This is a genomic window from Hoeflea marina (assembly GCF_003182275.1).
Lineage (GTDB): Bacteria > Pseudomonadota > Alphaproteobacteria > Rhizobiales > Rhizobiaceae > Hoeflea > Hoeflea marina.
Map to the genome: position 1 here is coordinate 425,280 of NZ_QGTR01000003.1, position 24,787 is coordinate 450,066.

Annotated in this window: 20 protein-coding genes; 9 read left to right on the plus strand and 11 right to left on the minus strand. The window is 65.4% G+C overall.

Annotation, left to right across the window (positions count from 1 at the left end):
• Positions 1 to 134: 134 nt before the first annotated feature.
• Positions 135 to 428 carry a hypothetical protein gene (locus DFR52_RS13260; protein ID WP_146215613.1) on the plus strand — a complete coding sequence of 98 codons (294 nt, stop codon included), beginning with the start codon at positions 135 to 137 and terminating at the stop codon, positions 426 to 428.
• 23 nt (positions 429 to 451) lie between these two features.
• On the opposite strand, the gene DFR52_RS13265 is transcribed toward DFR52_RS13260, so the two are convergent.
• The 8 genes from DFR52_RS13265 to infC form a co-directional block, all read right to left on the minus strand.
• Positions 452 to 1,834, minus strand: a complete 1,383-nt coding sequence (locus DFR52_RS13265) for a nicotinate phosphoribosyltransferase (protein ID WP_110032445.1) — start codon at positions 1,832 to 1,834, stop codon at positions 452 to 454.
• Between the two features lie 186 nt (positions 1,835 to 2,020).
• On the minus strand, positions 2,021 to 4,444 hold the full coding sequence (pheT, locus tag DFR52_RS13270; RefSeq protein WP_110032446.1) for a phenylalanine--tRNA ligase subunit beta: 2,424 nt from the start codon (positions 4,442 to 4,444) through the stop codon (positions 2,021 to 2,023).
• Entirely contained in the window at positions 4,441 to 4,878 is a 438-nt protein-coding gene (locus DFR52_RS13275; protein ID WP_110032447.1) for a GFA family protein, read from the minus strand. The genes pheT and DFR52_RS13275 overlap by 4 nt, the downstream gene beginning before the upstream one ends.
• Positions 4,875 to 5,486: a 3'-5' exoribonuclease domain-containing protein gene (locus DFR52_RS13280; RefSeq protein ID WP_158284957.1), complete on the minus strand. Its 612-nt coding sequence runs from the start codon at positions 5,484 to 5,486 to the stop codon at positions 4,875 to 4,877. The genes DFR52_RS13275 and DFR52_RS13280 overlap by 4 nt, the downstream gene beginning before the upstream one ends.
• On the minus strand, positions 5,483 to 6,568 hold the full coding sequence (gene pheS, locus DFR52_RS13285; RefSeq protein ID WP_110032449.1) for a phenylalanine--tRNA ligase subunit alpha: 1,086 nt from the start codon (positions 6,566 to 6,568) through the stop codon (positions 5,483 to 5,485). The genes DFR52_RS13280 and pheS overlap by 4 nt, the downstream gene beginning before the upstream one ends.
• A 134-nt stretch (positions 6,569 to 6,702) precedes the next feature.
• Positions 6,703 to 7,104, minus strand: coding sequence for a 50S ribosomal protein L20 (rplT, locus tag DFR52_RS13290; RefSeq protein ID WP_110032450.1), 402 nt, complete (start codon positions 7,102 to 7,104; stop codon positions 6,703 to 6,705).
• Positions 7,105 to 7,136: 32 nt separating this feature from the next.
• The gene (gene rpmI, locus DFR52_RS13295) at positions 7,137 to 7,337 is read right to left on the minus strand and encodes a 50S ribosomal protein L35 (RefSeq protein WP_110032451.1); all 201 of its coding nucleotides are present in this window, start codon (positions 7,335 to 7,337) and stop codon (positions 7,137 to 7,139) included.
• A 294-nt stretch (positions 7,338 to 7,631) separates the two neighbouring features.
• Positions 7,632 to 8,168, minus strand: a complete 537-nt coding sequence (gene infC / locus DFR52_RS13300; protein WP_110032452.1) for a translation initiation factor IF-3 — start codon at positions 8,166 to 8,168, stop codon at positions 7,632 to 7,634.
• Positions 8,169 to 8,356: 188 nt separating this feature from the next.
• On the opposite strand from infC, the gene DFR52_RS13305 reads away from it, so the two are divergent.
• Together DFR52_RS13305 and DFR52_RS13310 are read left to right on the plus strand one after the other, a co-directional pair.
• Positions 8,357 to 9,163, plus strand: a complete 807-nt coding sequence (locus DFR52_RS13305) for an alpha/beta hydrolase (RefSeq protein WP_110032453.1) — start codon at positions 8,357 to 8,359, stop codon at positions 9,161 to 9,163.
• Between the two features lie 210 nt (positions 9,164 to 9,373).
• Positions 9,374 to 9,955 (plus strand): transglutaminase-like cysteine peptidase, encoded by a 582-nt coding sequence (locus DFR52_RS13310; protein ID WP_425351196.1) that lies wholly within the window; start codon positions 9,374 to 9,376, stop codon positions 9,953 to 9,955.
• A 181-nt stretch (positions 9,956 to 10,136) separates the two neighbouring features.
• Here DFR52_RS13310 and DFR52_RS13315 read toward each other — a convergent pair whose 3' ends face one another.
• Positions 10,137 to 11,408, minus strand: a complete 1,272-nt coding sequence (locus DFR52_RS13315) for an MFS transporter (RefSeq protein ID WP_110032454.1) — start codon at positions 11,406 to 11,408, stop codon at positions 10,137 to 10,139.
• A 148-nt stretch (positions 11,409 to 11,556) separates the two neighbouring features.
• The gene (mbfA, locus tag DFR52_RS13320) at positions 11,557 to 12,540 is read right to left on the minus strand and encodes an iron exporter MbfA (RefSeq protein WP_110032455.1); all 984 of its coding nucleotides are present in this window, start codon (positions 12,538 to 12,540) and stop codon (positions 11,557 to 11,559) included.
• Between the two features lie 120 nt (positions 12,541 to 12,660).
• Here mbfA and DFR52_RS13325 point away from each other — a divergent pair, with 120 nt between their 5' ends.
• The 4 genes from DFR52_RS13325 (at position 12,661) to cysN (ending at position 17,952) form a co-directional block, all read left to right on the plus strand.
• Positions 12,661 to 13,476 carry a C40 family peptidase gene (locus DFR52_RS13325; protein WP_110032456.1) on the plus strand — a complete coding sequence of 272 codons (816 nt, stop codon included), beginning with the start codon at positions 12,661 to 12,663 and terminating at the stop codon, positions 13,474 to 13,476.
• A gap of 45 nt (positions 13,477 to 13,521) precedes the next feature.
• Positions 13,522 to 14,835 carry a SulP family inorganic anion transporter gene (locus tag DFR52_RS13330; RefSeq protein WP_110032457.1) on the plus strand — a complete coding sequence of 438 codons (1,314 nt, stop codon included), beginning with the start codon at positions 13,522 to 13,524 and terminating at the stop codon, positions 14,833 to 14,835.
• Positions 14,836 to 15,055: 220 nt separating this feature from the next.
• Positions 15,056 to 15,952, plus strand: coding sequence for a sulfate adenylyltransferase subunit CysD (gene cysD / locus DFR52_RS13335; RefSeq protein WP_110032458.1), 897 nt, complete (start codon positions 15,056 to 15,058; stop codon positions 15,950 to 15,952).
• Positions 15,952 to 17,952 (plus strand): sulfate adenylyltransferase subunit CysN, encoded by a 2,001-nt coding sequence (gene cysN, locus DFR52_RS13340; protein ID WP_245415331.1) that lies wholly within the window; start codon positions 15,952 to 15,954, stop codon positions 17,950 to 17,952. Before cysD ends, cysN begins: the two co-directional genes overlap by 1 nt.
• Before the next feature lie 41 nt (positions 17,953 to 17,993).
• Here cysN and DFR52_RS13345 read toward each other — a convergent pair whose 3' ends face one another.
• Positions 17,994 to 18,623, minus strand: a complete 630-nt coding sequence (locus DFR52_RS13345) for a class I SAM-dependent methyltransferase (RefSeq protein ID WP_110032459.1) — start codon at positions 18,621 to 18,623, stop codon at positions 17,994 to 17,996.
• Between the two features lie 616 nt (positions 18,624 to 19,239).
• Here DFR52_RS13345 and DFR52_RS13350 point away from each other — a divergent pair.
• Together DFR52_RS13350 and DFR52_RS13355 are read left to right on the plus strand one after the other, a co-directional pair.
• The gene (locus tag DFR52_RS13350; RefSeq protein ID WP_158284958.1) at positions 19,240 to 23,637 is read left to right on the plus strand and encodes a glycosyltransferase; all 4,398 of its coding nucleotides are present in this window, start codon (positions 19,240 to 19,242) and stop codon (positions 23,635 to 23,637) included.
• Positions 23,634 to 24,701 (plus strand): hypothetical protein, encoded by a 1,068-nt coding sequence (locus tag DFR52_RS13355; protein WP_146215614.1) that lies wholly within the window; start codon positions 23,634 to 23,636, stop codon positions 24,699 to 24,701. The genes DFR52_RS13350 and DFR52_RS13355 overlap by 4 nt, the downstream gene beginning before the upstream one ends.
• Positions 24,702 to 24,787: the final 86 nt, after the last annotated feature.

Sequence of the window (24,787 nt, forward strand, 5' to 3'; positions counted from 1 at the left end):
GGCGGGCTTAGCGTGTTTTCGCCCGCAACGGAAGCATGATCGGCCATTGACCCGGGCCGGACTATCCCTGAGAATCAGCCCGACGCGCCGCGCCCCAGCGCGGCCATGCCCCTTGTGAGAACAGGAGACCGCGCTTGCGCACCCAGACCCTTTTGACCGCTATGCTGATCGGCATGGCGACGCCGGCCGCTCTGGCGGGCCCGGCCGCGGATTTCCGCGCCGCCGACGCCAATGGCAACCGCCAGCTGGAATTCGACGAATTCCGCGTCTTTGTTGACCTGCGCGCCAATGGCGGCAACGCCCAGGCAAAGAAGGTGCGACTGTTCAAGGCCTACAGGTTGGCGCTCGGCAAGGTCGATTACGATGGCGACGGCATCGTCACTGGCGACGAACTGATCCGCTTCGACAGGGCGAACGGCAAGAGCTGAGCGACAACGGGGATCGCCGGGGTTCAGGCCCCCGCAGCCCGTTGGCGGATCTGGGCGAGGGTCCAGTCGATGAGCAGTTCGCCGTCGCGCCAGACCGGCTGCAGCAGGTTTTCGCGGTTGCCGAGATCCTTGAGCGCGACGGCCAGCGGCCGGCCACCCTCCATCACCACCGCCTGGCGATAGCGCTTGGAGGCCTTGCCCGGGTCGGTCTTCGGGTTCTTGTTGATGCCGTGCCAGTTGCCGTCGACATCCTGGCGGGCATTGGCCTTCATGGCGAAGCGCAGCGTGTCGCGATTGACCTTCTGCAACAGGCCCGAGCCCATGCCGAAGGCAAGGTTTTCCGCCGACCAGCCCTGATCCTCGAGCCGGCCGAGGATGACGCGGATGGTCTCCGGTGTGACGCCATCGCCCTGGATGACCCGGACGGCCGGGTTGAGCACCCGGTAGCCCTTTTGATTGAGGGTGAAGCCGAAGATCTCGCCCAGCATTTCCACCGTGTCGATGGGCACGCGGGTGGCGTCTCCCGAATCGGGCCGGACCACCAGCGTGCCTCCCGAAGCCTCGACTTCGGCCTTGAGTTCCTCGCCCCAGATCTTCTTGACCGCACGGTAGAGATCGTAGGAATCCGACACCACCGCCACCATCTTTCCGGGCCCAGCGAACTGGGTGAGCATGTTGCGGTAGGCCTCGGTCTCGCGGTCCTCGCCCCAGCTGGTCATGGTCGAATGTTCGGCCGCGGGAATGGAGAAGCCCGCCATCGGCTCCTGGTAGAATTTCCGGGCGTAGACCAGGGCGCTGACCGTGTCGGTGCCGAGGAAATTGACCAGATGGGCAACCCCGCCGATTCCGGCCTGCTCGAAGGAGGTGGTGCCGCGGGCGCCGAAATCATGCAGACGGAAGGGCAGAACCGCGCCCGGCTCGTCGCAGGTGCGCTCGAGCGAGGCGGCGATGATGCGGCGGGCGCCATGGGAGACGGTGGCAACCGTCGACGGATACCAGACGGCGCGGAGCAGCGCGGTCTCGATGAAGGTCGGCAGCCAGAAGAAGTCAGGATCGGTGTTCCGGACCTGCACCAACGGCGTGCCGGTCGGCACCAGCGCGCCCTCGGGCAGCGCTTCGATCAGCAGCGGCAGCATGCCGTTGTGGCGGCTGACCAGCAGTTCCCAGCCGCCGCGGTTGAACGGCAATCCGTGCGCGGTGATCATCTCCTCGGCCTCGTCGACATCGGCCATGGTGACGGGTTGCGAGAGATATTGCTTCAAGAACATCTGCAGGCCGAAGAACAGCACCTGATCGTGCTGGCCGCCGGGCCGCGCCTCGATATAGGCCGAAATCGCCGCCGTCTCAGGCGGATACTGGGCAAAATGCGAGTATTTGTAGCTGTCGGAGTTCAGAATCGGGTTCATGTGGCTGCATTCCGCGAATGGAGGGCAGCTCTCGCCACCTATGCCGGGACGGATTTCTCCCGTGCCGGATGGCGAGAGTCAATGTGCAATCAAAGATTTCCGGACCTGGTGAACGGCGCGACCTCCCTCAGGCCGACGGCGCCGGAAATTTCGGGCGGCGGCAAATCTGCCGCCCGTGCTCACACATCACCCCCGCAGCACCCCGCCGGTGGACTTTGTCACATTGGCGATGATCGCCTTGCCGAGCGTGTCGAGATCCTCGTCGGTGAGCGTCTTCTCGCGCGGCTGGATGGTGACTTCGATCGCCACAGACTTCCTGCCCTCGCCCAGCGAGGCGCCTTCGAAAATATCAAAGACATTGACCCCGGCGACCAGCTTGCGGTCGGCACCGGCTGCCGCCTTGATGATGGCGCCGGCCTCGACCGCCTTGTCGACGACGAAGGCGAAGTCGCGCCGCAGCATCTGGAACGGCGAAAGGTCCAGTGCCGGCTTGGTGCGGGTCGCCTTCTTCTTTGGCTCGGGCATGGCATCAAGGTAGACCTCGAAGCCGCAAAGCGCGCCCGAGACATCGAGCGCCTCAAGGGTCACCGGATGGAATTCACCGAAGTGACCCAGCACGATCTTCGGTCCCATCATGATGGTTCCGGACCGGCCGGGATGATACCAGTCCGGACCACCGGACACGATCTGCACATTGGCCATCGGCAGGCCGCAGGCCTCGATCACACCAAGCGCATCGGCCTTGGCATCGAAGACGTCGACCGGCTTGCCGCCGCCCTTGGCGGCATTCGACCACATGCGGCCGGCGCCGGCGAGCGATGCGGTGCCGCGGCGGATGCCGCCCGCAACCCGGCGCTGGCCTTCAGGCGTGTCATTCTCATAGGTGCCGGAGACTTCAAAAAGCGCCACATCGCCAAAGCCGCGGTCGGCATTCCGCTGGGCCGCCGAGAGCAGGCCCGGCAGCAGCGACGGACGCATGTCCGACATGTCGGCCGCAATGGGATTGGCGAGCTTGAGCGCCCGACTGCCGCCGCCGAAGAGTCGTGCCTGATCTTCGGAAATGAACGACCAGGTGACGGCCTCCATCATGCCGCGAGCTGCAAGCGAGCGTTTGGCGATACGCGTGCGGATCTGCAGCGTGGTGAGGATCTTGCCGTTGACGCTGCCGGACGGCGCCAGCGGCTCGGGCTTGATTTCATCGACGCCGTGAATGCGCATGACCTCTTCGACCAGATCCGCCTTGCCGTCCACATCCGGGCGCCACGACGGAACCGCAACCGCGACCCGCTCTCCGCTGCCCGACATCTCGAAGCCGAGGCCGGCGAGGATCTCGCGGGATTCGTCATCCGAGACATTGAGGCCAGTCAGGCGCTTGATCTCGGAAAAGGGGAAATCGACAACCTTGCCTTCATAGCCCTTGTAGCCGGTAACCTTGGCCGCCGCGGCGGTGCCGCCGCACATTTCCAGCACCAGTTCGGTGGTGCGCTCGAGACCGGGCAGCATGTATTCCGGGTCTACGCCGCGCTCGAAGCGGTAGCGTGCATCGGTGATGATGCCGTGACCGCGGCCGGTCCTGGCGATGTTGATGGGATCCCACAGCGCCGATTCGATCAGCACATCGGTGGTGTTTTCGTCGCAGCCAGACTTCTCGCCGCCCATGATGCCGCCGATGGATTCGGGACCATTGTCGTCGGCGATGACGACATTGGAGGGATTGAGCTTGTAGGTGCGGGTGTCGAGCGCGAGGATCTCCTCGCCTTCCCGGGCGCGCCGCACCACCAGGTCGCCCTTGACCTTGGCCGCATCGAAGACGTGCATCGGGCGGCCCTGGTCGAAGGTCATGTAGTTGGTGACGTCGACCAGCGCCGAGATAGGCCGCAGGCCTATGGCCAACAGCCGCTGCTGCATCCAGCGCGGGCTCGGGCCATTCTTCACACCGCGCACCAGCCGGTAGGCGAAGCCGGGGCACAGAGCCTCGTCGTCGAGGATGATCTTGACCTCGACCGGTGTGTTGCCCTCGACGCTGAATGAAGGAGGCGTGGGCTGCTTCAGGGTGCCGAGGCCGGAGGCGGCAAGATCGCGGGCGATGCCGAAGATCGAGGTGCAGTCGGGGCGGTTCGGCGTCAGGTTGATCTCGATGACCGGATCGTCGAGGCCGGCATAGGAGGCGAAGGAGGTGCCCACGGGGGCATCCTCGGGCAGGTCGATAATGCCGTCGTGATTGTCGGACATGTCGAGCTCTTTCTCCGAGCACATCATGCCGTGGCTTTCGACGCCGCGGATATTGCCGACAGCAAGCGTGACGTCGATGCCTGGCACATAGGTGCCGGGGCGCGCCAGCGCGCCGATCAGTCCGGCCCGGGCGTTGGGCGCGCCGCAGACGATCTGCACCGGCTTGCCGTCGCCGGCGTCGACCATCAGCACACGCAGCTTGTCGGCATTCGGATGCTGCTCGGCGGAGACGACCCTGGCGATGGTGAAGGGCCGGTACGCCGCCTTGTCGTCAACGTCCTCCACTTCGAGGCCGATCGCTGTCAGCCGCTCGCAGATCTGATCCAGCGAGGCTTCGGTTTCAAGGTGTTCCTTGAGCCAGGAAAGGGTGAATTTCATCGGTCTTGTTCCGTCGTCTTGGTTGGGCGCTCTACGGAAAACCCGTCGAAACGCGGAAGATCGTCTGTCAGATGAAGGAAAGGCAGTTGCCGTTCGACAAAGGCGTGCGAGGCAGGCGGATAGGATTCCGGCTCATCCATGAAGCCCAACGTCAGATAGATTTCGCCCGGCAGACGGTCGTCGGTGTACCCGATCTGGCTGCCGCAATGACTGCAGAACATGCGCGTCACGCCGCCCGCGCCGCGCCAGTTGCGGGGCTCGCCGAACCAGGTCAGGCTGTCAGTGTGGAAGCCGACAAACGCCATCACCGGCGCGCCGGTCTGCTTGCGGCAATCGCGGCAATGGCAATAGGACTGCCAGATCGGCGGGGAGCCCGCCTCCGCCGAAATCAGGCCGCAGCGGCAAGAGCCGTGATGGGGTGCGGATGCCGTCATCGGCCGCCCTCCCGTTTTCCGGCGCCGTGGACCCTGCGAAGCAGAGTCGCGAGCAGCGAGGCGTAGCCGCGCGCGTCATCGATGGCGCGGTGGGTGTGGGGATGATGCCCCAGCCATTCCGCCGGCAGCACGGTGTCGAGCGTCTGCATCTTCGTCTGGCCCAGCACGCCGCACATATAGGCGCCAATGTCGAGTGCGCCTGCGGTGAAGATGTTGCGTCCCCAATAGGGAATGTCGAGAAGATAGGATCCTGCGAAATCGCGCAGGTACCGATCGATCCAGGCGCCGTCGAACGCCACCGGGCGCGCCGCGAAGGAACGGATCGGGGGATAGGTCTCGACCCAGTCGGCGAAACGCTTCATGGCATCAGCGGGATCGACGGGATTGGAGGTCGCCGCCTGCCATGCGTCGGGCTGACCGGCCCACCATTTCATCGTCTGTTCGTCGGGAGAGCGGTCGGCGCGCGGGGTCATCACGGCTTCGAATTCGCCGCACATTTCGCCGTCTTCGCGCACCACCACGGTCGCAAAGCTCAGCATCGAATTGCGGGCGGGATCGGGGCCGTCGCTTTCGATGTCGGTGACGAAATAATGCGCCGGCTGGCTCACCCGCTCAGTCCCCCGAACAGCGTCGGCATGTCCAGCGGACGGAAGCCGTAGTGGCTCATCCAGCGGACGTCCGCATTGAAGAAGTCGCGCAGGTCCGGCATGCCGTATTTCAGCATGGCGATTCGGTCGAGTCCCATGCCCCAGGCAAAGCCCTGATACTCGTCCGGATCGAGCCCGCCGGCGCGCAGCACGTTGGGGTGCACCATGCCGCAGCCGAGGATCTCCATCCAGTCGGTGCCCTCGCCGAACTTGACGATCGGTCCCGACGAACGGTCGCACTGGATGTCGACCTCGAAGCTCGGTTCGGTGAAGGGAAAGAAGGATGGGCGGAAGCGCATCACCACATTGTCGACCTCGAAGAAGGTCTTGCAGAACTCCTCCAGCACCCAGCGCAGGTGGCCGACATTGGCTGTTCTGTCGATCACCAGCCCCTCGACCTGATGGAACATCGGCGAATGGGTGGCGTCGGAATCCTGCCGGTAGGTCTTGCCGGGAATGACGATGCGAATCGGCGGCTGCGAGGATTCCATGGTGCGGATCTGCACCGGCGAAGTGTGGGTGCGCAGGACCTTGCGCTCGCCGCTCTCGTCGGGCTCGAGGAAGAAGGTGTCGTGCATCTCGCGCGCCGGATGGCCCTCGGGAAAATTCAGCGCGGTGAAATTGTAATAGTCGGTCTCGATGTCGGGACCTTCGGCGATGGAAAAGCCCATATCGGCGAAGATGGCGGTGATCTCGTCGACGACCTGGCTGATCGGGTGGATGCGGCCGCGCTCGGCCGGCGACGAATGCACCGGAAGCGTGACATCGACAGCCTCCGACTTCAGCCGGGCCGTTATCGCCTCCGACCTCAGCAGGGACTTGCGGGCGGCGATGGCATCGGTGACGCGGAGCTTGAGGCCGTTGATGGCCGGACCGGCGGTTTGGCGCTCCTCGGGCGACATCGAGCCCAGGCCCTTGAGCAGCTCGGAGACCGACCCCTTCTTGCCCAGCGCGGCGACGCGGACCGCCTCGATGCCGGCCTCGTCGGACGAGGCGGCGATGTCGGCCATGATGGCCTGTTCAAGTGCGGTGAGGTCGCTCATCGTAGGTTCCAATGCTCGGGGTCGGTTGCACTGCCGGGACCTGTCCAGGCCCTTGATACGGAAAATCCCGCGCCAGCCCTGCCAGCGCGGGATCCCAGATGGTCAATGTCGAATATGCCCTGGGAAACGCTGGCTTAGTGGACAGCGCTTTCAAACTCGTTGGGCGAGCCGTTCTTGAGATATTCGAGCTGCTTCTTGGAGGCGGCAACCAGCGCGCCGAATGCCTCGACTTCGTGGATGGCCATGTCGGAGAGAACCTTGCGGTCGACCTCGATGCCGGCCTTGGTCAGTCCGTCGATGAAGCGGCCATAGGTCAGGCCATGCTCGCGGACGGCGGCGTTGATGCGCTGGATCCAGAGAGCGCGGAAATTCCGCTTGCGGACCTTGCGGTCGCGGTAGGCGTACTGCATCGACTTGTCGACGGCAGCCTTGGCGGTGCGGATGGTATTCTTGCGGCGCCCGTAAAAGCCCTTGGCTTTCTTGAGAACCTTCTTGTGCTTTGCGTGGGCGGCCACGCCGCGTTTTACACGTGCCATGTCATGATATCCTTAGAAAGATGGGTCCCGGCTCAGAGGCCGTAGGGAAGAAACTTCTTGACGATCTTGGCGTCGGGCTCGGAAAGAACCATCGTGCCGCGGGCATCGCGAATGAACTTGTTGGACCGTTTGATCATGCCGTGGCGCTTGCCGGCGGCGGCCGCGATGACCTTGCCGGTCGCCGTGATCCTGAACCGCTTCTTGGCAGATGCCTTCGTCTTCATCTTGGGCATTTCGCTACTCCTTGTAAGGCTCGTGTCCGCCGGACGGCGCGACAGGCCCTGGTCTTGTTGATGAGGCAGAGGGTGAAGTCCCGACTGCCAAGCGTAATGATCCGCCTCGGCATGCCCTGCCGGCCGGATCGAACGCGGCCTTATAGCCGCAGGCTTGTCAAAGCGCAACGGGGCGCCGCAATTTTCGGATGATCCCGGGGACCACCGCCGGACGGGCCACGAGTGCCCGCCCCTTCCGAAACGGCGACAGCGCGGACCGTTGGCGCTCAGCCCGGTCGCGCTGTCACTCCGGAGTCACTTCGGCGCCAGCACCATCATCATCTGGCGGCCTTCGAGCTTGGGCTCGGCCTCCACCTTGGCGATTTCGATGGTGTCGTCCTTGACCTTCTGCAACAGCCGCATGCCCAGTTCCATATGCGCCATTTCGCGCCCGCGGAAGCGGAGTGTGACCTTGACCTTGTCGCCCTCGTCGAAGAATCGGTTCATCGCGCGCATCTTGACCTGATAGTCATGCACATCGATGTTCGGACGCATCTTGATTTCCTTGACCTCGACGGTCTTCTGCTTCTTGCGCGTCTCGGAGGCTTTTTTCTGCGAGGCGTATTTCAGCTTGCCGAGATCGACGATCTTGCAAACCGGGATGTCGCCGTTGGAGTTGATCTCGACGAGATCCAGCCCGGCTTCTTCAGCCTTGGCCAGTGCTTCGCTGGTCGAAATAACACCGTGATTGACGCCTTCGGCGTCGATGAGCTGGACCTGGGCTGCCCGGATGTCCTGATTGGCGCGGGGACCATCATTGGTGGTCGGCGGCGCTCTAAATGGTCTGCGAATGGCTTTGCTCTCCTGAATGAACTGTCGGATAAATGCCGGACTTCACCCGTGCGCCGGCAAGGCACAGGGCAATGTCGTCATCGGCATGCCGGTGTCAATAGCATGATGCCGGGAAAAAATCACCTTGTCGGCGGCAGGTTTGTCTATTTCTGCTAGATGCAGGCGAACTCACGCGAAGGAGACCGACAATGACCGGAGAAAACCAGACGCTCATCCGCACCGCCGTCAGCGTGGGCACGGGCGCCGACACCCGCGAGATCGCCGTCCTGCTGCGCGGGGCGGGCGGGGGTGGCGCGGCGCGGCCCGGCGTGGTCTGGCTCGGCGGCTACCGCTCCGACATGAGCGGCACCAAGGCGGTCGAGCTCTGCCGCCACGCCGGCGAAACCGGGCGCGCCTGCATCCGCTTCGACTATTCAGGCCACGGCGCCTCCGGCGGCAGCTTCCGCGACGGCACCATTTCGCGCTGGCTCGCCGAAAGCCTGGCGGTGATCGACCGCTTCGCCGACGGGCCGCAGATCCTCGTCGGATCGTCAATGGGCGGATGGATCGCGCTCAGGCTGGTGCAGGAGCTCAGGCGGCTCGGCCGGGGCGAGATGCTGGCCGGTCTGGTGCTGGTGGCGCCGGCGCCGGATTTCACATCCGAGCTCATGGAGCCGGCGCTCGGCGCCGCCGAGCGGGCATCGCTCGAGGCAAGGGGCTTTTTCGAGGAGCCCACGCCCTACGGCCCGGAGCCCAACGTGTTCACCCGGGCGCTGTTCGAGGACGGCCGCGACAACCGGGTGCTCGACGGCCTTATCGATGTCGGCGCACCGGTGCGGATCATCCAGGGCATGGAAGACCCGGACGTGCCCTGGCGGCATGCGCTCCGGCTGATGGAGCACCTGCCCTCGGACAATGTCGAGCTGACCCTGATTCGCGACGGCGACCACCGGCTCTCGCGGCCAAGCGACATTGCCCTGATGCTTGCAGCGGTGGACGGCATCACCGCCCGATGAGGCCGCGGCGGCCTGGCCGGCGCCTCCCGCGCCGGCGGCAGGCGTTGCAGCTTTGCCTCAGCCGGTAACCATGTCGACAGTTCAGCACGGCAATTGAATTGACTTGCCCGCCGTCCCGTTCTTAACTCTTTGTTAACGATATGGGGCGGCAAGGGGATCAATCCGGTGAAAACTTGGATACCGGCGACACGCCGTTTGGCGGGAGCGGCGATGCTGGCCATGCTGGTGATGCCGTCGGCGACGAATGCGACGGGCGCCGTCGGCACAGCGGCAGCCATGCTCACCGGGCGGATCACGTCCCAACCCATCGGCCACTACGAATTCTGCAAGCTGCATGCCTCCGAATGCCAGGTCGTGCGGGACTCGGGCGAAGCACCTCGGGTGACCGACTATGGCTGGGACGTGGTGCGCGAGGTCAACACCGCCGTCAATTTCTCCGTCATGCCGAAGACCGACATGGAACTGTTCGGCAAGGAGGAAGTCTGGACCTATCCGGACGTGGCGGGCGACTGCGAGGACTATGTGCTGCTCAAGCGCCACATGCTCATCGAGCGCGGCTTCTCGGAAGCCGACGTGCTGATCACCGTGGTGCGCAAGCCTGACGGCGAGGGTCACGCCGTGCTGACGCTGCGAACGGCGGATGGCGACTACATTCTCGACAATCTGGTCGACCAGGTCAAATCCTGGCGCGACACGCCCTACCGCTATCTCAAGCGCCAGGCGTCGAACAATTCCGGCCGCTGGGTGACGATCGAGAACGGCGGCGACGTGCTGGTCGGCTCGGTCCGCTAGAGCGCCATGCGTTCATCTGGGCGCACAAACGACAGTCTATGTCTCTGAATCCAATTATCTTATCGGAGATCAGACGACTCCGCCTGATCGCAGGGTGCTCTGGCCCGCCCCTCAATGCCCGGACTGACGCCGTTGCGGTGCCAAGGCCGTGCAAGGCGGCGCCTCCGCACGAGCGCCGCGGTCATGCCGGCTCGCCTGTCGCCGCCCCGCCAGCCGCGGCGTGGCGGTTGGCGCGCCTTTCCAGCCCGCACAGCAGCACCGCCGCCACGGTCCCGACCGCCGCCATCACCCCGAGCATGAGAAAGGCGGCACTGACGCCGGCCTGGCCGATGACAAGGGCGGTGAGAAACGGAGCCGCGCCGGTGAACACCATGCGGATTGCGGCGAGATTGCCGGTGACGCGGCCGTAGCCGATCGCACCGAACAGCCGCACCGGCAGCACCGCACGGGCGATGAAGGCAAGCCCCTGTCCGACGCCGAAGCAGACGGCGAAGGCGATCACCGGGGTCTGGCCCTCGAGATGCCGAGAGGCAAACAGCAGCGCCAACCCGAGCGCCATGCCGAGACTGGATATCACGCCGATGACCGAGGAGGCGATGCGGCCGCCGGTGGCGAGTTCCACCACCCGGGCGCCGACCTGCATCGGTCCGATGACCGCGCCGGCGAGTGCGGCGAGGGCCGCGTCGCGGCCGATCCTCTCCATGATGACGAAGAACGAGGTGTGAACCGCCGACATCAGAAAGCCGCCGCAGGCGAAGCTGACGGCCATCAGCAGGAAGGCCATGCGGCGGCGATCGGGTGAAAGCACCGCTGCGGCAGGTGCGGCAGCCGCCAGCGGCAGGGCCGACGAAAGTCGGGGGTCCGCGCCGCGCCGCCCCGGCAGCAGCGCGTGGATCGGCAGCGCCACGCAGACATTGACCGCCGCCAGCACCAGGCAGACGCCGCGCCAGTCCATGAAGCCGAGCAGCCAGTGGATCAACGGCCAGAAGATGGTCGAGGCAAAGCCCGCCAGCAGCGTCACATGGGTGATGTGGCGGCGGGCGCCGGCACCGTGAATGGCGGTGAGGGCGGCAAAGCCAGCCTCGTACTGCGCCATGCGGCCGGCGATCTCGATCATCAGCATGGCGAAGATGAAGGCCGGCTTGCCGGAGACCAGCGAGAGAAAGACCAGCGTCGCGGTCGCCGTGAGCGAGCCTGCCACCAACACCGGGCGGGCGCCGAAGCGGTCGATGGCGCGGCCCGCGATCGAGGCGGTGACGGCGCTCGAGAGCAGCGCGAAGGAGAAGACGCCGAAGACGAAGCTGTTTGACCAGCCGAGATCGCGGGCGATCACCGGACCCAGAATTGCGAATGGATAGTAGAGCGTGCCGTAGCCGACGGTCATGCTGACGCCGATGGCAAGCGTCAGCGGCTCGACCCGGCGAAGCCTGAGGGGGGAGGATGAAGTGCTCAACGGATCGCTCGGCTCCCGGGCGGGCGGCGCTTCGCCGCCTGTCGGTATGATGTCACGGACGGCCACGGACGCGGCACGGGCACGACCGACCCTAGACGTCTTCGCGCCGTGCGCAAGTGCCGCCGAAGGCCGCCGCGCCGATTTCGTCTCAGGCGCTGCCGATCAGGATGCCGGCGGCGAACACCAGCGCCCCGCCGAGCACCACCTGGAAGATCGCCCGGCTCCAGGGCGTCTCCATCCAATGGTTCTGGATCCAGGCGATCGCCCAGAGCTCGACGAACACCACGCCCACGGCGACCGTGGTGGCGGTGGTGAAATCCGGAATCAGGTAGGGCAGCGCATGGCCGAGACCGCCGAGCGTCGTCATGATGCCCGAGGCCAGCCCGCGCTTGACGGGCGAGCCGCGGCCGGAAATGACGCCGTCGTCGTGGGCCGCCTCGGTGAAGCCCATGGAGATGCCGGCGCCGACCGAGGCCGACAGGCCGACGAGCAGCGTCGTCCAGGTGTCGCCGGTGGCGAATGCGGTGGCGAAGATCGGGGCCAGTGTCGACACCGACCCGTCCATCAGGCCGGCAAGACCGGGCTGGACAAAAGTGAGGATGAACTTGCGCCGCGCCGTCTCCGCCTCCTCGGCCCGGACATCTCCCGGCGTGTGCTCGAGGCCGAGGCGGCGGGCGAGCGACTCATGCGATTTTTCGGCGACGGCCAGATCGCCCAGCAGCCTGCGGGTCTCGGCGTCGGTCGTCCGCCTGGCAGCCTCCAGGTAGAAGCGGTGCGCCTGACCCTCCATGGTCTCGGCCGCGGCGCGAATCCGGTCGATCGGCTGATTGGTCACCAGCCAGTCGGGCTTGCGCTCGTAGTAGCCGCGCACATGCTCGCGGCGGATGAGCGGAATCCGGTCGCCGAAGCGGGCCTGGTGGCGTTCGATCAGCCGCGTGCGGTGAATGTTCTCCTCGTCCGCCATTTCCTCGAACACTTTCGCCGACTGCGGATAGTCCTGGCGAAGATGGTCGGCATAGGCGAGATAGATGCGGGCGTCGTCCTCCTCGGAGGATATGGCGAGCGCCAGCACCTCCTGTTCGGACAGGGACGAGAACGGGCGGCGGCCAAATCCGGCAAGGCGGGAGAACATGGTCTGTCCTTGTTTAGAATGATTCTAAGTTACGGCCGACTGCAGCAAAGTCAAGTCCCCGCGAGGCGCCGTGAACAGCCGTGTCTTGATCGCGACGGCAAAGCACGGCAGTCTGCCGCCATGACGGAATCCGCCCCCTCCCCAGATACATGGCTCGATTGGCTCGGCCGCCTGCTGGCTGGAAAACTGCAGGCGCAAACATCGGGTTACGAGCCCTACACGCCGTCCGATCCGGAAACGCTGGGGCGGACGCTGCAGCCGGGCGACATCCTGCTGGTGGAGGGCAACAGCAAGATCTCGACGGCGATCAAGTACCTCACGCAGTCGACCTGGTCGCATGCGGCGCTGTTCGTCGGCGACACGCTGGATCCGGCCGGCGCAGGCGGCGACAACAGGCCGCAGCTCGTCGAGGTGGATCTCGGCCAGGGCTGCATCGCCGTGCCGCTGTCGAAATACACCACCTACAACACCCGCATCTGCCGGCCGGTCGGACTGGCGCCGCAGGACCGCGCCGCAATTGTCGCCTTCATGACGTCGAAGATCGGGCTGCGCTACGACATGAAGAACATCCTCGATTTGATGCGCTACTTCATTCCCACCCCGCCGGTGCCGGTGCGCTGGCGCCGGCGGATGATCGGCTTCGGCTCCGGCGACCCGACCCGGGCAATCTGCTCGACGCTGATTGCCCAGGCCTTCCAGTCGGTGGGCTATCCGATCCTGCCCGAAATCGTTCCGGTGCCGGGGCAGGCTGCGGCCAGGTCGGACTATTCACGCCGCGAGATCATGCAGATCCGGCATCACTCGCTGTTCACCCCGCGGGATTTCGACCTTTCCCCCTATTTCCTGGTGGTCAAGCCGACGCTCGAATACGGCTTCGACTACAAGAGGATCGAATGGCGGGCGCAAAACGCCGCGCAGGCCGCGGGCGCCGATTGACAAGGCCTGCCGATCGGCAGGAGAGTGCCCCGACAGGGGACAACCATGCCGAACACAGATGCATCCGAAGCCGCCGCGAAGCACCGCGACGCGAGCTTCCGGCCGAAGCTTCTCACCACGCTGCGCGGCTATGACGGCCCGACGCTGCTCGCCGACCTGACGGCGGGCCTGACGGTCGCCATGGTGGCGCTGCCGCTGGCCATGGCGATCGCCATCGCCTCGGGCGCCGAACCGGGCGCAGGCCTGATGACGGCGATCATCGGCGGCTTTCTGATTTCCGCCTTCGGCGGCAGCCGGGTGCAGATCGGCGGGCCGACCGGCGCCTTCATCGTCGTGGTCTACGGCGTCATCGCCGACCACGGCTATGACGGGCTGGTGCTGGCGACGCTGATGGCCGGCATCATCCTGATGGTCGGCGCGCTGTTCAAGGCCGGTCGGCTGATCCGCCACGTGCCCGAGCCGGTGATCAACGGATTCACCATCGGCATCGCCGTCATCATCGCCGCCAGCCAGATCGCCGATTTCCTCGGGCTCGAGGCCGGCAAGGTGCCCGCCGACTTCATCCCCAAGATCGAGGCGCTGTGGGCGGCGCGCGACAGTTTCTCGCCGGCCAGCGCGGCAATCGCCCTGGTGACGCTGGTGCTGATCGTAGCCTTCCGCCGCGCCGCGCCGAAGCTGCCGGGCCTGGTGGTGGCCGTCGCGCTCACCTCGGCGGCCGTGGCCTGGTTCGGCCTCGACGTCGAGACCATCGGCGGCCGCTTCGGCGCCATCCAGTCGAGCTTCCCGATGCCCTCGCTGCCGGAAGCTAGCCTTGTCCGCATCGTCGACCTGCTGCCCTCGGCCTTCATCATCGCCTTCCTGGCGGCGATCGAATCGCTGCTCTCGGCGATGGTCGCCGACCGCATGGCCGGCACCGCGCACCGCTCCAACACCGAGATCATGGCGCAGGGCATTGCCAACCTGGTCTCGGCGCTGTTTGCCGGCCTGCCGGTGACGGGCGCCATCGCGCGGACCGCCACCAACATCCGCGCCGGCGCGCGCACCCCGGTGGCGGGCGTGGCGCATGCGGCGTTCCTGCTGCTGTTCATGCTGTTTGCCTCCGACCTCGCCAACCTGCTGGCGCTGCCGGCGCTCGCCGCGGTGCTGGTGCTGACGGCCTGGAACATGGCCGAGCCGCAGCATCTCGTCGAGCGGCTCAGAACCCGGCGCGGCGACCAGTTGCTGATGATCATGACATTCGCGCTCACCGTGCTGGCCGATCTCACCATCGCCATCGGCGCCGGCGTGGCCGTCGGCCTGGCGCTGCGGCTCTCGCGCCGTGGCACGCCGGAACCCGACTGGCGCACGCCCGAGCGCTAGACTGCCGGGGGTCGGGCCCTGTCCGCGCCCTCCCCCAATGCTGCGTGTTGCCATGGCGGCGGCCAGACTGTATTCGCCGACCTGGCCCTCGAGCATTTCCGGACGACGTGAGGTTCACGTCGTGGCAGGAAAGCGACAGATCGACACCCCGGAGCGAGTCAGCGATTCGGTGAACCGCAAAACCGCCCCAGGGTCCGGACCGACACGGAGACACCGCCCGATGCTCACCCATCTCGACCGCCTTGAAGCAGAGTCCATCCACATCTTCCGCGAGGTCGCCGCGACCTTTGCCAGGCCGGTGATGCTCTATTCCGTCGGCAAGGATTCCTCGGTGATGCTGCGGCTGGCCCACAAGGCCTTCTTCCCGGCGCGGCCGCCGTTCCCCTTCCTGCATGTCGACACGACCTGGAAATTCCGCGAGATGATCGCCTTCCGCGACCGGATGGCCAAACAGTACGGCCTCGATCTCATGGTGCATTCCAACCCGGAGGGGATCGCCCAGGGAATAGGCCCCTTCACCCACGGCTCGGCCACCCACACCCACATCATGAAGACGGTAGCGCTGCGCCAGGCGCTCGACCACCACGGCTTCGACGCCGCCTTCGGCGGGGCGCGGCGCGACGAGGAGAAGTCCCGCGCCAAGGAGCGGATCTTCTCGTTCCGCAATTCGAGCCACGCCTGGGACCCCAAGACGCAGCGGCCGGAGATGTGGAAGACCTACAACACCCGCGTCGGCAAGGGCGAATCGATCCGGGTGTTCCCGCTGTCGAACTGGACCGAACTCGACATCTGGCAGTACATCCTCAGGGAGGACATCCCGATCGTGCCGCTGTATTTCGCCGCTCCCCGGCCGGTGGTCGAGCGCGACGGCATGCTGATCATGGTCGATGACGACCGCATGGAGCTGCGCGAGGGCGAACGCATCGAGACCCGCATGGTGCGCTTCCGAACGCTCGGCTGCTATCCGCTGACCGGCGCCATCGATTCCGACGCCGCGACGCTCGAGGCCATCGTCGCCGAGATGCTGACGTCGCGCAGCTCCGAGCGGCAGGGCCGGCTGATCGACCGCGACGAGGCCGGCTCGATGGAGAAGAAGAAGAAGGAAGGCTATTTCTGATGCCCGATTCCCCGATGCCCGATTCCCCGAAGACTGATTCCCCGAAGACTGATTCCACGAGTCCCGATTCCCCGCGCCCCGACTCCCGCAGCGCCGGTTCGGGCGGTCCCGGACCTCGCAGCGCCGCTCGCGGCGATGTCGCCGCCTATCTGAGCGAGCAGGAATCCAAGACGCTTCTGCGCTTCATCACCTGCGGCTCGGTCGATGACGGCAAGTCGACGCTGATCGGGCGGCTGCTCTACGACAGCAAGCTGATCTTCGACGACCAGCTGGCAGCGCTCGCAAGCGACAGCCGCAAGCACGGCACCACCGGCGCGGACATGGATTTCGCGCTGCTGGTCGACGGGCTGGAGGCGGAGCGCGAACAGGGCATCACCATCGACGTCGCCTACCGGTTCTTTGCCACCGACCGGCGCAAGTTCATCGTCGCCGACACGCCGGGCCACGAGGAATACACCCGCAACATGGCCACCGGCGCCTCCACCGCCGATCTCGCCGTGGTGCTGGTGGATGCCCGCAATGGCGTGCTCGAGCAGACGCGACGGCATTCGCACATCGTCTCGCTCGTCGGCATCCGCTCGATCGTGCTGGCGATCAACAAGATCGACCTGGTGGATCACGACCGGGACGTGTTCGACGCCATCGTCGCCGACTACACGGCGTTTGCCGCCCAGCTCGGCTTCGACGAGATCCGGGCGATTCCGATTTCGGCGCGCTACGGCGACAATGTCTCCGCGCGCTCGGCCGCCATGCCCTGGTACGAGGGTCCGACGCTGATCGAGCACCTGGAGAGAGTGGTCATAGCCGACCCGGCGCTCGCCCTGCCGTTCCGGCTGCCGGTGCAGCTGGTGGTGCGACCCGATCTGGATTTCCGCGGCTTCGCCGGCCAGATCGCCTCGGGCAGGGTCGCGGTGGGCGATGCCGTGGTGGTGGCCAAGAGCGGCCAGGCCTCGCGGGTCAAGTCCATCGTCACCGCCGACGGCAATCTGGAGCGCGCGCGCGAGGGCCAGGCGGTGACGCTGGTGCTCACGGACGAGCTCGACGTCTCGCGCGGCAACATGCTTTCGGCGCCGGAGGCGCGGCCGCACGTGGCCGACCAGTTCCAGGCGCATGTGATCTGGTTCGACGAGCACGCGCTGATGCCCGGGCGCAGCTATGTGCTGCGCAGCGAGACCGATTCGACCCATGCCACGGTGACGGCGCTCAAATACGCCATCGACGTCAATTCGCTTACCCACGAGGCGGCGAGACAGCTCGGCAAGAACGGCATCGGCGTGTGCAACTTCGCCACCGCCGCGCCGCTCGCCTTCGACGCCTACCGCGACAACCGCATCACCGGCAACTTCATCCTCGTCGACCGGCTCACCAACGCCACCGTCGGCGCCGGCATGATCGACCATCCGCTGCGCCGCGCCGACAACGTGCACTGGCAGGCCATCGACGTCACCCGCGAAGCCCGCGCCGAGCTCAAGCACCAGAAGCCGGCGGTGCTGTGGTTCACCGGCCTGTCGGGCTCGGGCAAGTCGACGATCGCCAACCTGGTCGAGAAGCGGCTGCATGCGCTCGGCCGCCACACGGTGCTGCTCGACGGCGACAATGTCCGCCACGGGCTCAACCGCGATCTCGGCTTCACCGAGGCCGACCGGGTGGAAAACATCCGCCGCGTCGCCGAGGTGGCCCGGCTGATGACCGACGCCGGCCTGATCGTGCTGGTGTCGTTCATCTCGCCGTTCCGCTCCGAGCGCAAGCTGGCGCGCGACCTGATGGCGCCGGGCGAGTTCGTCGAGATCTTCGTCGACACGCCGATCGAGGAATGCGCCCGCCGCGACCCCAAGGGCCTCTACAGGAAGGCGATGGCCGGGCAGATCGCCAATTTCACCGGCATCTCCTCGCCCTACGAGGCCCCGGAGACGCCGGAGATGCATCTTCGGACGGTCGACGAGCCAGCAGAGGCAATGGCCAAGAGAGTCGTTGACCGGTTGCTGGACAGCTTCTCCTGAGCTTCTGAACTCACGGCAAGTAAAAGACGCTCAGCATCCGTTCATGCGCCGGGAGGTTGCGTCGGATAGGCCCTTCTGGCCTTCAGGTACCCATCAAATTGCAATAGCAGGCTTTCCGCGGTCGCATCGTCGGACACGACAGGTGCGCCACCCGATTTCATGGCTATCAATCCGAAGTCGATTTTCTGCACGACGTTTAACAGGTGCCGCCTGCACCAATCCTTGCGCTTGTCAGACCTGCCCTCGAATTCCGGCAAATAGTGAAACCGGTGAAATGCCTTACGAAACATCACCGAGCCCGCCTCGGCAGCGGAGCCCAGCAGCTTCTGTGGGTCGAAAAAGTCGAACGAATATTCATTGAAATTCTGCCGATGATACGGATTTACAAGGTTGTATTGCGTCAATGTCAGATAGGGGACACCAACCAGAAACACCCCGCCATGCTTAAGCACCCTGTGTATTTCCGATAGGGCAAACAGATAGTTGTCGAGATGCTCAAGCGTATGATAGCTGAAGACCACTCCTATCGAGTTGTCTTCGAACGGGAGCCTCTCTCGGTTGAGATCCATCGTGATATCCGCCTTTGGCGAAATATCGATATTTATCGCGCCCGGTATATGGGTCTGCCCTGCGCCAATATTCAGGCTTCCAGCAATTTCCATAAATTCCATTTTCCTGTTGATATAGTCATTCCCGCAAAAGCGCGGTGGGATGTTAGAATTCCTCCCGGAGGAATACGATTGCAGAATTCATGGCCAGTGATGCCGGATGTCTGCAGCACCCTGTGGGCGAATGTCTGCAGTGATGTGCACCAATCGTGTCCATGAGCGCCTGTCACTATTGTCCGGTATCGCAGGATCTGCAATCTCGAAATCACACGGCAATCGACGCGCGGGACGAGCACGGAAGCGGGACCCCCGCGAATCACTCCGGCCGCCCGATTCGCGGCGGCAAGGCAGATCGCGGCCGGCGGAGCGATCATCGGCGGGCGGGCGGGCGGGGCGGCAGCAACGGCAAGTCATGTCGGGCAGTCCCGGTCGCCCTGGGCCCAATACAGGGGACAAACTCCGCCGATCCGGGCGCTTGATCCTTGAAAATCCGCGCCTATTACTTTTCGGGGGTTACACATGGGAGCCAGTGTGTCATCTGGGGTTGCGGCGGACCTGCTTGCCCGCGCCGCGATGCCGGGAGAGCCTGCGTCCGCGGCCCGCGCCGAAGCGTTGCCAATGCCCGACAGGAACGCTACGACACACCAACGCACGCAGTCAGAAATTGGATGCCGATTCATTGGCCACGCCCCGCGAAGCAACCGCCCCACAGGCCAAGTTCGACCGTACCTGCCTTCTGATCCTGGGCATGCACCGGTCGGGCACCAGCGCGCTGACCCGGGTGCTCAGCCTGATGGGCGCCGGCCTGCCGCAGCATGTGATGGGCGCCAGCGACGGCAATGACAGCGGCCACTGGGAGCCCACCCTGCTGGCCGCCCAGGACGACGCGATTCTTGCCGAATACGGCTCGGCATGGCACGACTGGCGGCCGCTGCAGCTCTCTGCCGTCAGCGCCGACCGGCTCGAGCAGATGGCGCAGGTGATCGGCGCGCTCGTCAACAGCGAATATCCCGACACCGGCCTGTTCGTGCTCAAGGACCCGCGGATCTGCCGCATGGCGCCGCTCTACCTGCAGGCGCTCAAGGGCATCGGGGTCAATGTCGCGCCGGTGCTGATCTTCCGCAATCCGCTCGAGGTGATCGCCTCGCTCGCCAAGCGGCGCTCCAACTGGCCGGCCTCGCACGGCAAGGCCGACGCGGCGCTCTTGTGGCTCGTGCACGTGCTCGAGGCCGAGCATCATTCACGCGGCATGCCGCGCGCGATCCTCTCCTATTCGGACCTTCTGGCGGACTGGGCCGGCGCGATCGACGGCATCCGCGCCGGCCTCGACCTCGCCTTTCCCACCAGCACAGAGGAAGCGGCCCCGCTGGTCGACGACTTTCTTGCCGCCGACCTGCGCCACCAGCGCGAGAGCCCCGGCAATGTCGCGCTCGATCCGCAGCTGCGCGGCTGGGTCAGCGACACCTACGACGCGCTGCGCATGCTGGCCAGGACGCCGACTTCGGCCCGCGCCATGGCCATCCTCGACCAGGTCAGGGCCGAATTCATCCGCGCCGAACCGATCCTTTCGGCGCTGTTGTCGGCCGCCAACTCCGCCAGGTCCGACGCGCTCGCCGCCGCCGAGGCCGCCCGCTGCGATGCCGAGGCGGAGCGCAACCGCCTCAATGCGCTGATCACGGAAAGCAACAGCTCCCGCGTTGCCGCCGAGAGCTCGCTCAATCAGTGGTCGACGGAGGCCGAGTCGGCGCGCCAGCAGCTTGCCCGGCAGGACGCCGCCCACCAGCGCATCATCGAGGAGCGCGACAGCCTTGCCGAGGCGCTGGAGGACGAGCGCAACAACGCCGAGCGCCACATCGCCGACTTCGATGCCTACAAGGCCGCCGCCGAGGCGAAGCTCGACCAACTTTCGGCCGAGGCGCATGCGGCGCGCGCCGAGATCGCCGAGCTCGAAAGTTCGATCCTGCGGCTGGCCGAGGAGCGCAAGCATCTCGCCGAGGCGCTGACGGCGGTGCGGCTGGAAGCCGACGAGCATGCCCACGAGACCGGCGTCGCCCTCGACCATGTCCGCCAGCTCGGCGAGGCCGAACGCAAGGCCAGCAGCGAGCGCGACCGGGTGTCGGCGCAGCTGGAAGCCGAAATGCGAATCGCCGACCAGGCCAGGCAGGCGCTCGAGGAAACGCGCGGCCTGGCCGACAGCCGGCTGGCGGCACTCGAAAGCAGCGAAGCGATCATCGCGCGCGCCCGCGCCGTGCTCGGCACCTACGAGGGCGACAACCGCGATCTCGCCGACCTCATCGAGGCGCAAATCCAGGCTCTGGCGTCGAGCGAGGCCGAGCTGCAGAGCGCGCTGGTGGCGCGCAACGACTCCATCGAGCGGGCGCGGCAGGCCGAGGCGACCTGCGCCGTGCTGCGCGCCGAACTGGAAGCCGGCGAGATGGCCATCGAACCCTGGCGCCAGCGCCTCAGGGAGGCCTCCGAACTGGCGATGGCGGCCATTGCCGACCAGGAGCGCGCCGCCACGCGCCAGGCCATCGAACTTTCCGAGCTGGAAGCGCGCCTGCAGGAGGAGCACGCCAAGCTGGAGCGGGCGATGACCGGCGCCGAGGCGGCGGGCCAGCGCCTGCAGGAGGCGGACGAGCTCAATGCGAAGCTCGCGGCCGACCTGAGCGAGGCCGAAGCCAGGGTGGAGGAGCTCAACCTGCGCATCGATGAGCTGCGGCGCACGCAGGCGGCGGAGGCCGAGGAGGACACGCGGCAGGCATTGCGGTTGGCGGAGGGCGAGATCTCGTCGCTTGCCGACAGACTGATGCAGATGCAGGACGCCTTTGCCGGCGAAAACGACCGCATGGCGCGGCTGCTGCGCGACTACGAAGACCGCGAGCACGCCGCCAACGCAGAGGTGGCGCGGCTGCGCGACGCCTATCACCGCTCCACCTCCTGGCGGCTGACCGCGCCGGTGCGGGCGGTCAAGCTCGCCGCCCTGGCCGCCTATCGAGGCCTGTACAAGAGCGGCGGACTTGTGCTGCGCACGCTGGCGCCCGACGCGGCCGTCAACCGCATCCGCGGCCTGGTGCCCGATCCCGACGGCATTCCGCGCAAGCTCGGCTACCGCCCGCCGGCGCTGGCGTCCTATCCCGCGGCGACGATCGCCGAGGGAGAGGGCGGGCGCCCCGACGTCTTCGTGCTGTCGATCATCGACTGGGACTTCCGCACCCAGCGGCCGCAGCACATTGCCCGGCTGCTCTCCGAAAAGCACAGGGTGTTCTATGTCGAGATGATGCTCGAGATGGAGGGGATGCGCATCCGGCAGCTCGACGAGCATCTCTATGTGGTGCGCCTGGGGCGCAACGCCATCGGCCACATCCAGCCCTATGTCGGCCAGCCCGAGGGCGAACAGCTGCGCGGCTGGATCTCGAGCTTCCTCGAATTCGCCGACCATTTCGACGCCACCCCGTTCAAGCAGGTCATCATCCAGCATCCGTTCTGGTGGCAGATGGCGCGGCACCTGCCGCAGGATTTCCGCATCGTCTTCGACTGCATGGACGATATCGCAGGCTTCTCCAACACCACCGAGTGGCTCTTGGAAACAGAGCGCAGCCTGCTGGCGGGCTGCGACAGCCTCATCGTCAGCTCCGACTACCTGTTCAACAAATACGCGCCGATCAAGCCGCCGACGCTGATCCGCAACGGCGGCGACCTCACCCATTTCGAGCCCAACGATTCCAACGCCGAGGCGCCCGGGTTCCTCGCCCGGAATGGATTTTCCAAGCGCAGCGGCGTCATCGCCGTGGGCTATGTGGGGGCGATCGCCGAATGGTTCGACGTCGACCTCGTGCGCACCGTCGCCAACCGGAATCCGGACATGGAATTCCATCTCTGCGGCGCGGTGACGGCGCCTCAGGCGGCAGGCCTCGACGCGCTGGCCAACGTCACGCTTTACGGCGAGATCGCTTACGCCGAGGTGCCCGCCTTCATCCGCCAGATGGACGTGATGGTCATCCCGTTCCAGCTGCTGCCGATCATCCAGGCCTGCGATCCGGTGAAATTCTACGAGTATTCGGCCATGGGCAAGCCGACGGTCGCCACCGAGCTGCCGGAACTCAACCGCGCCCGCGAACTCATGTTCCTGTCCACCGGCGCCGCCGAATTCGCTGCCAACATTCGCAAGGCGCAGCGCCAGGGCCGCTCGCAGGAGTTCCGCGACAGCCTGCGCGCCTATGCCGCCGCCAACACCTGGCGTCACCGCAGCGAGCTGTTCGAGCAGGTTCTCTCCGACCTGCCCAAGGTCTCGGTGGTGGTACTGAACTACGGCGAGCCCGAATGGACCGTCAACACGCTGCATTCGCTGTTTTCCGGCGGCCCGACCTATCCGAACATGGAGGTGCTGCTGGTCGACAACGGCTCTTCGGAGGAGCGGCTCGCCGTGCTCCGCGAGGCCGTCGGCCGGGCGCCGCCGCAGGCGGTGCGGCTGATCGAGAACGGCGAGAATCTCGGTTTCGCGCGCGGCAACAATGTCGGCATCGCCGAGGCCACGGGCGACTACGTGCTGCTGCTCAACAACGACACCTTTGTGCCGCCGGGCGCGATCGCCGCCATGGTCGCCCATCTCGAGGCCAACCCGTCCATCGGCGTCGTCGGCCCGATGACCAACAACATCGGCAACGAGGCGCGCGTCGAGATCGACTATGCCGACATGGCGGAGATGATGCGGCGCGCCCGCGATCTGGTGATCGGCTATCGCGGCCGCCACAGCGAGATGCCGGTGGCGGCCTATTTCGCCGCCATGCTGCGGCGGGACGATTTCGAGCAGTTCGGCCTGCTGTCGGAGGAATACGGCCTGGGCATGTTCGAGGACGACGACCACTGCGCGGTGATCCGCTCCAAGGGCTACATCTGCGCACTGGCCGAAGACGCCTTCGTCCACCACCATCTCTCCGCCTCCTTCGATGCCATCGGCGCAGAACGCAAGCAGAAGCTGTTCGAGAAGAACAAGAAGATATTTGAGGCCAAATGGGGCAAGTGGGTCCCGCACAGGTACCGGAAGGAGCGGCCGGCTTCGGGGCTGGGCGGACGATGACTGACGACCGCATCCTCCATCTGCATGCGGGAACGGAGAAGACGGGAACGACCGCCATTCAGTCCGCACTGGAAACTCAACGCAAGACGCTTGCGGACCGCTCCATTCTCTATCCCGCGTCGCTGGGCGCCGGCCCGCACATGCAACTGACTGCCGCCTGTCTCGACTTTTCGCTGGAATCGCCAATCCTCCAAGAATTTGCGATCGACTCGGATGAATGGCATGCCTATTTCGTCAAATGTGTATCCGCTGCGCTGCGCACAGAAATCAGGACCAGCGGTGCGAACCAGGTCATCATCAGCGATGAGCACATCAATGTGAACCTCTTGACGCCACAGTCGCTTGAGCAGATTGGCCTGATCTGCGAAATTCCCACTCACAGAATATTCCCTGTCATTTACTTCAGACGACAGGACCGCCTGCTCGAAAGCATCATGAGCGAGATTCTCAAGTGTCTTGCCCTGCAATTCCTCGACTATGAAGACCCGCTCAGCCTGGTTCCTGCAACCGATGACAGATATGACTATCTCCGAATCCTGCGAAATTTCACGGCGGTATTTCCCACCTCCAACATGCGACTTCGCAGCTATACGAACTTACCCTCATTTAACGTGGTCACCGATTTCTTCGAGACGATCGGATACCCCGACCATGCAGATATCGTGCAAGTGGATCGAAAGAATGCCTCAATTCCCAAGGCACTGTTTCGTCCACTTCTGTCGATAGGCCGATCTGCTCTCGAACACGATCTGGCCGCGCTTCGCGAGGAGTGGCGACTGATGGTGCAAGCTGCGGCAGTAGCATTTCCGGGGCAAACCTATCGGCTTGGGGCCGAGGACCGCGCCGCATTCCTCTCACGATATGCGGATGATAATGCCGAACTCGCCCGTCAATTTCCGCAGCTTGCGCCTGAACTATACTTCTCCAGCGAGACCGGAGCGGGCCCTGAGACTGAATGTCCAGTTTCCATGCGCCGCATTCCCGAAGCAGTTCAGCCGGCAATTAGCCAGAACGCCCTGCATCAATTGGAGTTCGCCATCGCCCAAGCGGGTCGTGGATGCTGATGAAGCTATGACAGGGGCTAGGTCAGCCGCCTATGTGCGTTGAAACGCTCGCACCCGCCCCCTGGATAGCCATCACCGGCAGGATT

Coding starts and splice junctions, on each gene's coding strand:
- DFR52_RS13265 (WP_110032445.1), bottom strand. CDS start 1,834: ATGAACCCGATTCTGAACTCCGACAGCTACAAATACTCGCATTTTGCC.
- pheT (WP_110032446.1), bottom strand. CDS start 4,444: ATGAAATTCACCCTTTCCTGGCTCAAGGAACACCTTGAAACCGAAGCC.
- DFR52_RS13275 (WP_110032447.1), bottom strand. CDS start 4,878: ATGACGGCATCCGCACCCCATCACGGCTCTTGCCGCTGCGGCCTGATT.
- pheS (WP_110032449.1), bottom strand. CDS start 6,568: ATGAGCGACCTCACCGCACTTGAACAGGCCATCATGGCCGACATCGCC.
- rplT (WP_110032450.1), bottom strand. CDS start 7,104: ATGGCACGTGTAAAACGCGGCGTGGCCGCCCACGCAAAGCACAAGAAG.
- rpmI (WP_110032451.1), bottom strand. CDS start 7,337: ATGCCCAAGATGAAGACGAAGGCATCTGCCAAGAAGCGGTTCAGGATC.
- DFR52_RS13305 (WP_110032453.1), top strand. CDS start 8,357: ATGACCGGAGAAAACCAGACGCTCATCCGCACCGCCGTCAGCGTGGGC.
- DFR52_RS13310 (WP_425351196.1), top strand. CDS start 9,374: ATGCTGGCCATGCTGGTGATGCCGTCGGCGACGAATGCGACGGGCGCC.
- mbfA (WP_110032455.1), bottom strand. CDS start 12,540: ATGTTCTCCCGCCTTGCCGGATTTGGCCGCCGCCCGTTCTCGTCCCTG.
- DFR52_RS13325 (WP_110032456.1), top strand. CDS start 12,661: ATGACGGAATCCGCCCCCTCCCCAGATACATGGCTCGATTGGCTCGGC.
- DFR52_RS13330 (WP_110032457.1), top strand. CDS start 13,522: ATGCCGAACACAGATGCATCCGAAGCCGCCGCGAAGCACCGCGACGCG.
- cysD (WP_110032458.1), top strand. CDS start 15,056: ATGCTCACCCATCTCGACCGCCTTGAAGCAGAGTCCATCCACATCTTC.
- cysN (WP_245415331.1), top strand. CDS start 15,952: ATGCCCGATTCCCCGATGCCCGATTCCCCGAAGACTGATTCCCCGAAG.
- DFR52_RS13345 (WP_110032459.1), bottom strand. CDS start 18,623: ATGGAATTTATGGAAATTGCTGGAAGCCTGAATATTGGCGCAGGGCAG.
- DFR52_RS13355 (WP_146215614.1), top strand. CDS start 23,634: ATGACTGACGACCGCATCCTCCATCTGCATGCGGGAACGGAGAAGACG.